This window comes from Streptomyces sp. NPDC101776, from assembly GCF_044766845.1.
Taxonomy (GTDB): Bacteria; Actinomycetota; Actinomycetes; order Streptomycetales; family Streptomycetaceae; genus Streptomyces.
Map to the genome: position 1 here is coordinate 80501 of NZ_JBIWMV010000006.1, position 12746 is coordinate 93246.

Genomic DNA, 12746 nt, shown 5'->3' on the forward strand with positions numbered 1-12746 from the left:
GGGTGCCGATGTGCGTCCGGGGTCAGGGATTCGACGCCCGCAACTCCCCCTTGACGACCTTCCCGCTGGCGTTCCGGGGCAGTTCCCCCACGAACTCCACCAGCCGCGGCACCTTGTAGTTCGCCATCTCGCGCCGCGCCCAGGCGATCAGGTCGTCGCCGGTCAGGGTCACCCCCGGCCGCCGTACGACATACGCCTTCCCGACCTCGCCGAGCCGGGAATCGGGTACGCCGATCACCGCCACGTCCGCGACATCGGGATGGATGCCGAGGAGCTGTTCTATCTCCGCCGGGTACGCGTTGAAGCCGCCGACGATGAACATGTCCTTGATGCGGTCGGTGATGCGGAGGTTGCCCTCCCCGTCGAGCACGCCGACGTCGCCCGTGCGCAGCCAGCCGTCCTCGCCCAGGACCTCCGCCGTGGCCGCCGGGTCCTCGTAGTAGCCCCGCATGACGTTGAAGCCGCGGACCAGCACCTCGCCCGGGGTGCCGGAAGGAGCCTCCACCCGGACCTCGGTCCCCGGAATCGCGCGCCCCGACGTCGACGCGATGACCGACGGATCGTCCCCCCGCCGGCACATGGTCACGATGCCGCTGGCCTCCGAGAGGCCGTACGCCGTGAGGACGGTGCCCACGCCCAGCTCGCCCCGCAACCTCTCCACCAGCCGCAACGGCACCACCGCCGCCCCGGTCACCACCAGCCGCAGAGCGGACAGGTCGTGCGCGGCGCGGGCCGGGTGGTCGAGGAGGGACTGGTGGAGCGTGGGCGGGCCGGGGAGGACCGACACCCGCTCCGCCGCGATGTTCGCGAGCACCGTGTCGACGTTGAACACCGGCTGCGGGATCATCGTCGCGCCCCGCATCAGCGAGGCGATCACGCCCGCCTTGTAGCCGAAGGTGTGGAAGAAGGGGTTCACGATCAGATAGCGGTCGCCCTGCCGCAGCCCCGCCAGGTCGCTCCAGATCTCGTATCCCCGCAGCGTCTGCGCATGCGTGATCACCGCGCCCTTGGGGCGGCCCGTGGTCCCCGACGTGAAGATGATGTCCGAGACGGACGAGCCGTCCAACTCCCCTTCCCGCGCCCGCACTTCCGCCGCGCCCACCCCCTCCCCGCCGGCGAGGAAGTCCTTCCAGGTACGGAAGTCGGCGGGGGCGTCGTCCGCCAGCACCACCACCTGTTCCAGCGCCGGGAGCCCGGGCAGCGGACCGTCCCCGGGCCCCTCCCCCGCCGCGCGGCGCAGCGAGGCCACGTACGACGTCCCCAGGAACGTCCCGGTCACGAACAGCAGCCGCGCCCCGCTGCTGCGCAGCACATACGCGGCCTCGCTCCCCTTGAAGCGCGTGTTCAGCGGCACCAGTACCGCGCCCGCCGACACCGCGCCCAGCGCCGCGACGATCCAGTCCGTCGAGTTCGGCGCCCAGATGCCCACCCGGTCGCCGACCTCCACCCCGCTCGCGACACAGGCCGCCGCCGCGCGTTCCACCCGGGCGCCCAGTTCGGCGTACGAGATCCTCGTCCGGCCCTCCACCACCGCCTCGGCGTCCGCGTACCGCTCGGCGGCGGATCGCACCAGGCCCGGGATGCTGCCCCACTCCACGTCCGTGCGCATGAACGGCCTCCCTGCACCCACTAGCTGACTGTCCGTCAGATTAGCTGTAGCCTGACGCCCTGTCAGCAGCCCCGGTGTTCACGCGGAGGTGCACGGAGCATGGCCGGACAGCGCATGGCCGGACTGAAGGACGCGACCGCGATCGTCGGCATCGGACAGACCGCCTTCGCCAAGCAACTCCCCGAGGACGAACGGACCTTGGCCTGTCGTGCCGTACTCGCCGCCCTCGACGACGCGGGCATCTCCCCGAGCGAGGTCGACGCCCTCGCCTCCTACACGATGGAGGAGACCGACGAGGTCGAACTGGCGAAGGCGGTCGGCTTCGGCGACCTGACCTTCTTCAGCAAGATCGGGTACGGAGGCGGCGGTTCCTGTGCGACGGTCGCCCACCTCGCCACCGCCATCGCCGCCGGACAGGCGACCGTGGGCGTGGCCTGGCGGTCCCGGAAACGCGGCAGCGGGGCGAGACCCTGGACCAACACCACCCGCCAACTCCCCACCCCCGCCCAGTGGACCCGCCCCTTCGGCCTCCTCCGCCCGGCGGACGAGATCGCCCTGCTCACCCGCCGCTACATGTACGAGTACGGCGCCACCCGCGACCACCTCTTCAACGTCGCCCTCGCCTGCCGCAACCGCGCCAACCAGAACCCGGCCGCGATCATGTACGACCGCCCGCTCACCCGCGAGATGTACATGACCTCCCGCTGGATCAGCGAGCCCCTCTGCCTCTTCGACAACTGCCTCGAGACGGACGGGGCGTTGGCCTGCGTGGTCGTCTCCCGCGAGCGTGCCCGTGACTGCCGGCGCACCCCCGTCTACGTCCACTCCGCCGCCCAGGGCCTCCCCGCCCAGCACCACGGAATGGTCAACTACTGGAACGACGACCCCCTCACCGGCCCCGCCTGGACCGCCGCCCGACACCTGTGGAAACACGCCGACTTCACCCCGCAGGACGTCGATGTCGCCCAGATCTACGACGCGTTCACCGCCCTCGTCCCGCTCTCCCTGGAGGGCTACGGCTTCTGTGGGAGGGGGGAGGGCGGCGCCTTCACGGAGGGCGGCGCTCTCGAAATCGGCGGCCAACTCCCCCTCAACACAAGCGGGGGCGGGCTCTCCGAGGCGTACGTCCACGGCTTCAACCTGATCAACGAGGGCGTACGGCAGTTGCGCGGCACCAGCACCGCCCAGGTCCCGGACGCCGCCACCTGTCTGGTGACGGCGGGCGAGGGCGTCCCCACCTCCGCCCTGCTCCTGAGGAGTTGACCCCATGCTCTCCCCCGTCACCGACACCGACGGCGCCCCCTTCTGGCAGTACGCCCGCGAGGGCGAACTCCGCGTCCAGACCTGCGCCGACTGCGCCGAGCCCCGCTTCCCGCCCCGCCCCTGCTGCCCGCACTGCCAGTCCTTCGCGAGCGAGTGGCGGCTGACGAGCGGGCGCGGGCGGGTCTGGTCGTACGTCTTCCCGCACCCCCCGCTCCTGCCCGACTACGCCGCCGTCGCGCCCTACAACGTGATCGTGGTCGAACTGGTCGACGCCCCGCGCATCCGGCTGGTCGGCAACCTCGTCACCGGTCCGGGGGCCGCACTCGACTCCCTCTCCCCGGCCCGGATTCGGATCGGGGCGCGGGTACAGGTCGTGTTCGACGCGGACGGGCTTCCGCAGTGGGTCCTGGAGCGGCCATGACCCTCCAGGTCTCCGTCGACAAGGACACCGCCGTAGCCGTCGTCACCCTCGACCGGCCGCGCAAGCTCAACGCCATCGACCTCGCGACGGCCACCGAACTCATCGCCATGTGGCGGGAGTTGCGGTTCGACGACTCCGTACGGGCCGTCGTCCTCACCGGGGCCGGGGAGCGCGCCTTCTGCACCGGGCTCGACCGGGACGCGGTCGTGCCGCAGCCCAACTCGCCCTACATGCAGGACGATCCGCTGCTCACCATCGGCCCCAAGGCCAACGACCTCTGGAAACCGGTGATCTCCGCCGTGTCCGGGATGGCCTGCGGCGGGGCCTTCTATCTGCTGGGCGAGAGCGAGTTCGTCATCGCCGACCAGACCGCCGTGTTCTTCGACCCGCACACCACCTACGGCATGGTCAGCGCGTACGAGTCGGTGCTGCTGGCCCACCGGATGCCGTACGGCGAGGTCGCGCGGATGATGCTGATGGGGACGGCGGAGCGGGTCTCCGCGCGGCGGGCGTACGAGCTCGGGCTGGTGTCCGAACTCACCGAGCCCGGCGGGGCGTTGGCCGCCGCCGTGGACTGCGCGACCGTCATCGCCGGGTATCCGACGGAGGGCGTCCAGGGCACCGTACGGGCGCTGTGGTCGGCGAAGGAGGCGGCGCGGGCGCAGGCGTATGCGCAGGCGCCACCGCTCATCGCACTCGGGAATCTGCCGACCGAACGGCAGGCGGAGTTGTTCGCCGACCGGAGGAACGGCGGCTTCCGGACCCGGTGAGGGTCAACTCACCGCTGTGGCGCGGTGGTCGACGGCACAGTGGTCCACCGGAGTGGAGCTGCCGAGAAAACGCACCCGCACGGTCGCCCTGCCGTTGGCCGGCACCTTGACGTCCGCGTAGTTGTAGTCGACCTCGTTGTTCTGGGCGTCCTCGAAGGTGACGTTGACGGAGAAGGTGGCCTTGCGGTCGTTCGGGTTGCTGACCTCGACGGTGGCGTACTGCCTGCTCGCCGTCGCACAGCTCACCAGCTTCGCCGTACCGTCCAGCAGGCTGCTCGTGCCGCTGCCGGAGGAGGCCGTAGCGGCAGGCGTGGAACGGTAGTTGGACCGGCGTGATGTCGAACTGTCGTGATCCTGACCGGAGCTGCTGCACCCGCCCCCACCCCCGCTGCTCCCATGGCGGCTGCCGCTGTGGTGCCGTCCGGTGGAGAAGCCGGTGAGGGTGAGAACCGTCAGTGCCAGTACCGCCGTGAATCTGAGCCTGCGCCCCCGCGTTTGCATCCGCTCATGGTACCGATCCCAACAGGCGCCGCTCACGCGGTTCTTGCGGTGCCCGTCCCCTTCTCCGCGTCGAGGGCGTACACGCAGCGGTCCTTGCTGCACGCGTACACGACGCCGTCCCGCACCACCGGTGCTCCGGTGATCTCGCCGCCGGTCGCGAGCTTCCAGCGGAGCCGGCCGTCGTCGGCCTTGAGGGTGTAGAGGAGGTGGTCGGTGGAGCCGAAGTGGATCCGGCCCTCGGCGACCGCGGGGGTGCCCACGATGTCGCCGCCCGCCTGGAAGCGCCACTTGGGGGTGCCGGTGACCGCGTCGAGCGTGTAGAGGCCCTTGCCGCTGCCGACGTGGACGTGGCCCGCGGCGACCAGGACCGGTTCGATCGACGCCCGGGGCTCGGTGGCGATGCGCCAGCGGTCGCGGCCGTCGGCGGCGTCGAGGGCGTAGACCGTGCCGAGGTAGTCGGCGAGGTAGATGCCGCCGCCGGTGACCGCGGGGCCGGGGGCGAAGGTGGGCGCGCACAGGAACACCGCGGGCGCCTCGAAGTGCCAGCGGACCCGGCCGCTCGCCACCTCGACGGACAGCACGCGGGTGCCGGCGGCGATGTAGACCTGGCCGTCCGGGGCGGGGGTGATCCGGACGGGGACGCCGCCGCAGGAGGCCGCGTCGCCGATCGGGTACGCCCAGCGCTCCTCGCCCGTCCGGGCGTCCAGGGCGCGCAGCCGGGCGTCCTGCCACACGTAGACCGTGCCGTCGTGCAGCGCCGGTCCCGCCTCCGGGGACTCGAAGTCGGTCTGCGCGCCGGTCAGTTGCCAGAGCTGCTGCCCGGTGGACGCCTCCCAGGCCTGCACTCCGCCGCCGCGCGTCCCGGTGAGGACGGTGCCGCGCTCGGCCTTGAGGGAGTACACCCAGGCGTCGGTGGACAGCCGCCACAGGTCACCGCCCTCGCGGGCGTCCAGGGCGAAGAGGGTGGGGCCGTCCGAGGCGTGGATACGGCCGTCCGCGACCGCCATCGACCAGGCGACGTCCCGGGTCTTGAAGGAACGGCGGCCGGTCTGCACGTCGAGCGCGTGCACCTCGAAGGAGGTGACGTAGACGAGGTCGCCCGCGACGGTCGGGGTGCCCCAGACGTCGTTCGACATGCGGAACCGCCAGGGGCGCCAGCCGGAGGCGGTTTCCGGGGGCAGCGGGGGCGGTACGGGCACGGCGGGACCTACGGCGGGTTCTGTGCCGTTGACGCCGGGCCGGGCCCGGGACCAGGAGGCGACCAGGCCGGCCTCCGGAGGGGGTGCCTTCACGGCGGCGGCGCGGGCGTCGGCGACCCGGGGACCTGGACCGATGGGCACCGGGGCGCCTGCCAGCCGTACGGGCCCGGTGTCGGGAGCGCCGACCGGAACGGGCACCACGGGGTCGTGCGAGGGCGGCGGCGGTACGGCCACGCGCCCGCCGGCGCTGCGGCCCGCGGTGGGCGCCGGTTTCACGGCCGGGCGTCCGCCGCGCCGGGTCTCGATCAGGCCCACCGCGCGCTCGGGCAGCCAGGCCGACGCCGTACCGCTGTCGTCGGAACCGGAGCCGAAGAGATGGGGCGCGAGCTGGGCCTGGAGGTCGGCCGGGTTGGGCCGGCCGGTGGCCTCCATCTGCATACAGGACTCGATGAGGGGGCGCAGTTCGTCCGGCAGGCCCTGGAGGTCGGGGCCCTCGCGCAGCAGCATGAAGACGGTCTCGACCGGGTTGGCGCCGTGGAACGGGGGATGTCCGGTGGCGGCGAACACGAGCATCGAGCCGAGCGAGAAGACGTCGCTCGCGCCGGTGACGCTGCGGGAGTCCTTCGCCTGCTCCGGGGACATGTAGGCGGGGGTACCCACCGCCACGTTCGTCATGGTCAAACGGGTGTTAGATACACCGGAGGCGATACCGAAGTCGATGACCCGCGGCCCGTCCTCGACGACGAGGACGTTGGAGGGTTTCAGGTCCCGGTGCACGAGCCCGGCGCCGTGAATGGACTGGAGCGCCTCCGCGACCCCCGCCGCGAGCCAGCGCACCGCCTGGGCCGGCATCGGCCCGCACTCGTTCACTATCTCTTCCAGCGAGGGCGCGGGAACGTACGCGGTGGCCAGCCACGGCACGGCCGCCCGCGGATCGGCGTCGACCACGGCGGCCGTATAGAACCCGGAGACGGCCCGCGCGGCTTCCACCTCACGCGTGAAACGGACCCGGAAGAGCTGGTCCTCGGCGAGTTCCGTCCGCACGGTCTTGATCGCCACCCGCCGGCCGGACGCCGAGCGCGCGAGATAGACCAGCCCCATGCCGCCCGCGCCCAGCCGTCCGAGCACCTCGAACGGCCCGATCCGCCGCGGATCGTGCTGCGTCAGCTGATCCACCACTTGCCTGCCACCTCCCCGTACGGGCCACGCCACCCACTTATGTACGCGACCCCGTGCAGCGTCTCACCACCGCACCGCCATGGCGGCACGCACCCTGATTCTTCCTGGCCGGGCCACAGGTTGCGAACCCGGCGACTAATCGGGGTGTCTCGACATATCTCCGGACAAACATCCAGGTGTCAGCGTTGCAGCAACGCGAACGACGCCCCTTGATTGTCCGTGACGACCGCCACATTCCCGTACGACGTCTCGAAGGGCGGGACCTGGACCCGCCCGCCCAGCCGCCGCACGGCCCCCAGAACAGCGGCGATGTCCTCGACCCGGAAGTGCACGAGGAAATGCGGCGGCATCTCCACCGGAAAGACGTCGGAGACGGGCGCGCGCCCGAAGTCGGGGGCGGCCTCCGGTCCGAACAGGGCGTCTGTGAAAAGTCCGCCGTAAAAGGTGTTGGCGGTCGCCGTGTCGCGGGCGTACAGCTCGGCCCAGCCGAAGGTGCCCGCCTTGTGCCGAGTGCCGAAACCGGGATGGCGGGCCGCCTGCCACAGCCCGAAGACGGCCCCCTCCGGATCGGCCGCGAGGGCGGCCGTGCCCAGTTCCCCCACGGAAACCGGCGCCGTCACGACCTGCCCGCCGGCCGCCCTGATCCGCCCCGCAAGCCGCACCACGTCCGGCGTCGCGAAGTAGACCGTCCACACGGTCGGCATCCGCCCGTCCGCCTTGTGGGCGAGCGCCGCGACGGCCTCGCCGTCCTTGCGGGCCCATACGGAGCCGCCGTACGCCTCCTCGAAGGTCCACCCGAAGAGCTCACCGTAGAACCGCCTGCCCGCCGCCAGGTCCGGAAGCTGCGCGTCCACCCAGCAGGGGACGCCCTCTCCGTACGCGGATGCCCTGTTTTCGGCCATACCGTCAAAGTAACGGCGACGCACGCACCCCGCAGACCAGGCACACCACCCTCTGGACCCTCGTGCACCCCATTTGCAGTCGGCCGAATCGCGCTCCGATCACCCCTCGGTAAGCTGACGGCATGACAGGACAAGTGCGTACCGTCGACGGCCGCGTGGCCGGCCGGCGTGGGCAGGCGACCCGGCAGAAGCTGCTCGACTGCCTGAGCGAGATGCTGAGCTCTTCCCCTTACCGGGACGTCAAAGTCATCGATGTCGCCCGGAAGGCGGGTACTTCGCCCGCGACCTTCTACCAGTACTTCCCGGACGTCGAAGGCGCCGTCCTGGAGATCGCCGAGCAAATGGCCACGGAGGGCGGTCAGTTGACCGATCTGCTCGCCGGCCGGTCATGGGTCGGCAAGGCCGGCTGGCAGACCTCGCAGGAACTCGTGGACGGATTCCTGGAGTTCTGGCGCCGGAACGACGCGATCCTCAGGGTCGTCGACCTCGGTGCCGCCGAGGGCGACAAACGGTTCTACAAGATCCGGATGAAGATCCTGAACTCCGTGAACAACTCCCTCTCGGACGCGGTAGCCGAGTTGCAGGCCAAGGGCAAGGTCGACAAGGACGTGAACCCGGCGGCGGTCGCCGGTTCACTGGTCGCGATGCTCGCGGCCGTCGCCTCGCACCAGAAGGGTTTCCAGACGTGGGGCGTCAAGCAGGCTGAACTCAAGCCGAACCTGGCGCTGTTGGTCCACCTGGGCGTGACCGGCAAGAAGCCCACGAAGTAGGAGCTCTGCTTCCCAGGCTCTGACTTCCACGGTCCCAAGTCCTGTCTCGCGGGCGGCGGTTCACTCCGGTGGACCGCCGCCTGCCCTGCGTGTGATCCGGAACAGCCGGATCTCCCGCTCGATCCGTTTCTGGTACGTCGCGTACGGCGGCCAGAACGCCAGCGCGGTCTTCCACACCGCGGCCCGCTCCTCGCCCTCCAACAGCCTTGCGGTGACGGGGATTTCATCCCCTTTCCAGCTGATCTCGGCGTCGGGACGGGCGATCAGGTTGTACGTCCAGGCGGGATGCCCGGTACGCCCGAAGTTGGACCCGACGAGAACCCAGCCGCCGTCTTCCGGCATGCAGGCAAGGGGACTACGGCGCGGCTGCCCGCTCCGCGCCCCGGTCGAGGTCAGGATCACCCCCGGCAGCATCTGGGCGCTGAGCAGCACCTTCCCGCGCGTGAGCCGGTGCACGGCCCGGTCCATGGCGGGGATGACATGCGGGGCGATCCGCGCGAACGCCCGCGTCGACGACACCTTCTGCACCGCACGCACACCGATCACACCGTCACCTCACGGTTCTCGAAGAGGCGCACACCCTCGGCGGCATGCGCCCGCAGCCGGTGCACCGGCCCGAAGAGCAGCTCGTCGCCGGCGGCACGCTTGAAGTAGAGATGGGCCTCGTGTTCCCAGGTGAACCCGATCCCGCCGTGCAGTTGGATCCCCTCGGCGGCGGCCCCGCGCAGCGCCTCCAGCGCCTGGGCGAGGGCGAGCCCGCCGACCCGCTCCCCGTTGCCGATCGCCCAAGCGGCGTAGTAGGCGGCGGACTTGGCCGCCTGGACCTGCACATACACATCGGCCAGCCGGTGCTTCACCGCCTGGAACGACCCGATCGCCCGCCCGAACTGCTCCCGCTGCTTGACGTGTTGGACGGTCCCTTCCAAGGCCCGGTCGGCGGCCCCGACGGCTTCGGCGGCGAGCACGGTGGCGGCGGAGTCGCCGAGCGCGGAAAGCTCTCGTAGCAGTCGCGGACCGTCATCGAGACCCAGCAACTCCCCTTCCACATCCCGCAGTTCGAGGCGAGCCTGCGGCCGGGTGGCATCAAGGGCGGTCTGCCGCACCCGCACCAGCCCGTCCGCGTCCCCCGCCACGAGAAACAGCAAGGTGCGCGACCGGGCGAACCCTCCGGCATGGGCGGCCACGAGCAGCAGCTCGGCACTGTGCCCGTCGAGGACCTGCCCGACCTCCCCGTACAGCCGCCAGCCGGAGTCCGGGGCCTGCCGCGCCTGGACACCACCCGCACGCCCGCCGCCCGCCCACTCGCCGTCGTTGGGACCGGTGAGGGTGAGGGCGGTGGTGAGGGCGGGACCGGGTATCGCGAGGGCGGCGGTCAAGGACCCGGCGGCGATACGGGGAAGCAACCGGGCGCGCTGGGCCTCGGTACCGATTCCGAGCACCAGCGGCGCGACGAGCACGGCGGTGGCGAGGAGCGGCGAGGGGGCGAGAGCCCGGCCCATCTCCTCACACCCCAGGGCGAGTTCGGTGGCCGAGGCGCCGACGCCGTCGTACGACTCCGGGAGCGCGAGCCCCGGCAGCCCCAACTTGTCGGCCAGCGCGGCCCACAGCGCGGGATCGTGCCCGACCGGGCTGTCGACGGCGGCGCGGAGTTCGGCCGGTCCGCAGCGCTTGGTGAGGAGTTCGCGGAGGGTACGGCGGATCTCGTCCTGCTCGGCGGTGAAGCTGGCGTCCATGACACTTCCCTCCAGATCTGACGGTCCGTCATATTAGGAGTCCGGGCACGATATGCACAGAGGGAGGAGGCGCCTCATGACACCGGGGAGCCGCAAGGTCGCCGTGGTGGGCGTGGCGCTGTCCGATTGCGGACGCGTGGACGACACGACCCCCTACGCCCTGCACGCCCAGGCGGCCCGCCGCGCGTTGGCGGACGCGGGCCTGGACCGATCCGTGGTGGACGGCTTCGCGTCGGCGGGCCTGGGCACGCTCGCGCCGGTCGAGGTGGCCGAATACCTGGGCCTGCGCCCGACGTGGGTCGACTCCACCTCCGTCGGCGGCTCGACCTGGGAGGTCATGGCGGCCCACGCGGCGGACGCGATAGCGGCGGGCCACGCGAACGCCGTGTTGCTGGTCTACGGCTCGACGGCCCGCGCCGACATCAAGGCGGGCCGCCGCACCGGCAACCTCTCCTTCGGCGCGCGGGGCCCGCTCCAGTTCGAAGTCCCCTACGGCCACACGCTGATCGCCAAGTACGCGATGGCCGCGCGCCGCCACATGCTCGAATTCGGCACGACGATCGAGCAGTTGGCGGAGGTGGCGGTACAGGCCCGCGCGAACGCGGCACTCAACCCCGAGGCGATGTTCCGCACCCCGATCACGGTGGACGACGTCCTCTCCGGCCCGATGATCGCGGACCCCTTCACCAAACTCCACTGCTGCATACGGTCCGACGGCGGCGCGGCGATCCTGCTGGCGGCCGAGGAGTACGTACGCGACTGCCGTACGCCACCGGTATGGGTACTCGGCACCGGAGAACACGTCTCGCACGCCTCGATGTCCGAGTGGCCGGACTTCACGGTGTCACCGGCGGCGGTGAGCGGCCGACTGGCCTTCGAACGGGCCGGAGTCGGACCCGAGGAGATCGACTTCGCGGAGATCTACGACGCGTTCACGTACATGACGTTGGTGACGCTGGAGGATCTGGGTTTCTGCGCGAAGGGCGAGGGGGGTGCCTTCGTGGAGAAGGGACGGTTGCGGGTCGCGGGCGGGGAGTTGCCGGTGAACACGGACGGGGGCGGGCTGTCGGCCCAACACCCCGGTATGCGGGGCCTGTTCCTGCTGGTGGAGGCGGTACGGCAGTTGCGCGGGGAGGCCGGGGCGCGTCAAGTGACGGGCGCGGACGGGGACTTGCCGCGACTCGGAGTCGCCTCCGGGACGGGCGGCTGGTTCTGCTCCTCGGGAACGGTGGTGCTGGGCCGGGACTGAGTACCCGGGCGCGAACGGCCAAGCACGCCGCTGAGGGACTTCCAGGACCGGTTCCGCTTGAAGGGCATCTCGAAGAGCTCGGCGAACAGCCAGGCGCCGAGCACCGAGACGGGCAGGCCCACGGCGAGGGTGAAGCAGAACGTGGGCATGCCCGGCGCGACGAAGTGCGGGGCCACGCGACGCACGACGACCAGGACGACCGGCAGATGGATCAGATAGAGGCTGTAGGAGAAATTCCCGAGGGCCTGAAGGGGCCGTGTGATGAGCAGCCGTACGAGCGGGGCGGGCCGGCCGGTGGCAACCGCGGCCAGCAGCATGGCCATTGAGGGGGCGATGGCGAGATCGACCCAGAAGTAGTGGTGCACGGTCCAGACGTTCCCCTGGACGACCCCGAGGGCGAGCACAGGCACCGCGGCCGCGGCTGCGAACCACCCCCACGGCAGCCGCCGAACCCGCTCCGAGGCGACCACGATCCCCGCGCCGAGCACTCCCGCGACGAAGACGGGAGCGAGATGCGGGGCGAGCCAGTTGTCGCCCTCGACCGGGTTCGCGTCGGTGGCCAGCAGCCCAAGAGCGATCACCGGGAGGGTCACACACGCGGCCACGGCCGCCGCGCCGAACCGTCGCCGGACGAGAAGGATCAGCGGGAAGAGGAGATACAGCTCGGCCTCCACACCGATCGACCAGAACGCCCCGTTCGGCGTCGGGGCGAAGAACATGTCCTGAAGGACAAGGCCGTAGACGAGCAGTGACGAACCGTCAGGCGGCCCGTAGTGCGAAGCCGGCACCACATACAGCGAAACAACGAGGCTGATCGCCAACGCCGCCCAGTACGGCGGCAGGATGCGCCAGGCGCGGCGGCGCAGGAACTCGGCGATACCGCCCGACCGCCAGCCGTGCCGCGCCGGGGAGATCGCCAGGGAGAAACCGGACAGCACCAGGAAGAAGACGACGGCGATACGGCCGAACATCAACACGTCCAGCCATGCGGGCGCCGCGCTGTCGGGATAGCCCGGGAAGGTGTACAGCCAGCAGTGGAACAGCACCACGTACAGGGCGGCCAGCCCGCGCAGTCCGTCCAGGCCCAGCACCTGCCGCCGGACGGCTGTTCCGACCGGACGGCTCGTATCGACGGAAATCGCTCGGCCCT

12 protein-coding genes are annotated in these 12746 nt (G+C 71.2%); 5 read left to right on the forward strand and 7 right to left on the reverse strand.

Annotated elements, in window-relative coordinates:
• Nucleotides 1-22: 22 nt before the first annotated feature.
• On the reverse strand, nt 23-1609 hold the full coding sequence (locus tag ACIRRY_RS20950) for a FadD3 family acyl-CoA ligase (RefSeq protein ID WP_403974779.1): 1587 nt from the start codon (nt 1607-1609) through the stop codon (nt 23-25).
• 114 nt (nt 1610-1723) lie between these two features.
• Between ACIRRY_RS20950 and ACIRRY_RS20955 the strand changes: the two genes are divergently transcribed.
• The 3 genes from ACIRRY_RS20955 to ACIRRY_RS20965 are packed head-to-tail and all read left to right on the forward strand — an operon-like array spanning nt 1724 to nt 4063.
• Complete coding sequence (locus tag ACIRRY_RS20955; RefSeq protein WP_403975564.1) at nt 1724-2872, forward strand: lipid-transfer protein; 1149 nt, start codon at nt 1724-1726, stop codon at nt 2870-2872.
• Nucleotides 2873-2876: 4 nt separating this feature from the next.
• Nucleotides 2877-3293: a Zn-ribbon domain-containing OB-fold protein gene (locus tag ACIRRY_RS20960; protein ID WP_403974781.1), complete on the forward strand. Its 417-nt coding sequence runs from the start codon at nt 2877-2879 to the stop codon at nt 3291-3293.
• Nucleotides 3290-4063, forward strand: a complete 774-nt coding sequence (locus tag ACIRRY_RS20965; RefSeq protein ID WP_403974783.1) for an enoyl-CoA hydratase/isomerase family protein — start codon at nt 3290-3292, stop codon at nt 4061-4063. Before ACIRRY_RS20960 ends, ACIRRY_RS20965 begins: the two co-directional genes overlap by 4 nt.
• A gap of 3 nt (nt 4064-4066) precedes the next feature.
• Here the strand turns inward: ACIRRY_RS20965 and ACIRRY_RS20970 are convergent, their stop codons facing one another.
• The 3 genes from ACIRRY_RS20970 to ACIRRY_RS20980 all read right to left on the reverse strand — a co-directional run bounded on the left by ACIRRY_RS20970 (nt 4067) and on the right by ACIRRY_RS20980 (nt 7844).
• Nucleotides 4067-4564 carry a hypothetical protein gene (locus tag ACIRRY_RS20970; protein WP_403974785.1) on the reverse strand — a complete coding sequence of 166 codons (498 nt, stop codon included), beginning with the start codon at nt 4562-4564 and terminating at the stop codon, nt 4067-4069.
• A gap of 32 nt (nt 4565-4596) precedes the next feature.
• Entirely contained in the window at nt 4597-6942 is a 2346-nt protein-coding gene (locus tag ACIRRY_RS20975; protein WP_403974787.1) for a PQQ-binding-like beta-propeller repeat protein, read from the reverse strand.
• 179 nt (nt 6943-7121) lie between these two features.
• A complete protein-coding gene (locus tag ACIRRY_RS20980) occupies nt 7122-7844 on the reverse strand; it encodes a VOC family protein (protein ID WP_403974789.1) in 723 nt (240 codons plus the stop codon).
• A 134-nt stretch (nt 7845-7978) separates the two neighbouring features.
• Between ACIRRY_RS20980 and ACIRRY_RS20985 the strand changes: the two genes are divergently transcribed.
• Nucleotides 7979-8614: a TetR family transcriptional regulator gene (locus tag ACIRRY_RS20985; protein ID WP_200685729.1), complete on the forward strand. Its 636-nt coding sequence runs from the start codon at nt 7979-7981 to the stop codon at nt 8612-8614.
• A 60-nt stretch (nt 8615-8674) separates the two neighbouring features.
• Here the strand turns inward: ACIRRY_RS20985 and ACIRRY_RS20990 are convergent, their stop codons facing one another.
• Complete coding sequence (locus tag ACIRRY_RS20990) at nt 8675-9160, reverse strand: nitroreductase/quinone reductase family protein (protein WP_403974791.1); 486 nt, start codon at nt 9158-9160, stop codon at nt 8675-8677.
• Nucleotides 9157-10347, reverse strand: a complete 1191-nt coding sequence (locus tag ACIRRY_RS20995) for an acyl-CoA dehydrogenase family protein (RefSeq protein WP_403974793.1) — start codon at nt 10345-10347, stop codon at nt 9157-9159. The genes ACIRRY_RS20990 and ACIRRY_RS20995 overlap by 4 nt, the downstream gene beginning before the upstream one ends.
• 76 nt (nt 10348-10423) lie before the next feature.
• On the opposite strand from ACIRRY_RS20995, the gene ACIRRY_RS21000 reads away from it, so the two are divergent.
• Complete coding sequence (locus ACIRRY_RS21000; protein ID WP_403974795.1) at nt 10424-11596, forward strand: thiolase C-terminal domain-containing protein; 1173 nt, start codon at nt 10424-10426, stop codon at nt 11594-11596.
• Here the strand turns inward: ACIRRY_RS21000 and ACIRRY_RS21005 are convergent.
• Entirely contained in the window at nt 11494-12687 is a 1194-nt protein-coding gene (locus tag ACIRRY_RS21005; protein WP_403974797.1) for an acyltransferase family protein, read from the reverse strand. The genes ACIRRY_RS21000 and ACIRRY_RS21005 overlap by 103 nt on opposite strands.
• Nucleotides 12688-12746 lie beyond the last annotated feature (59 nt).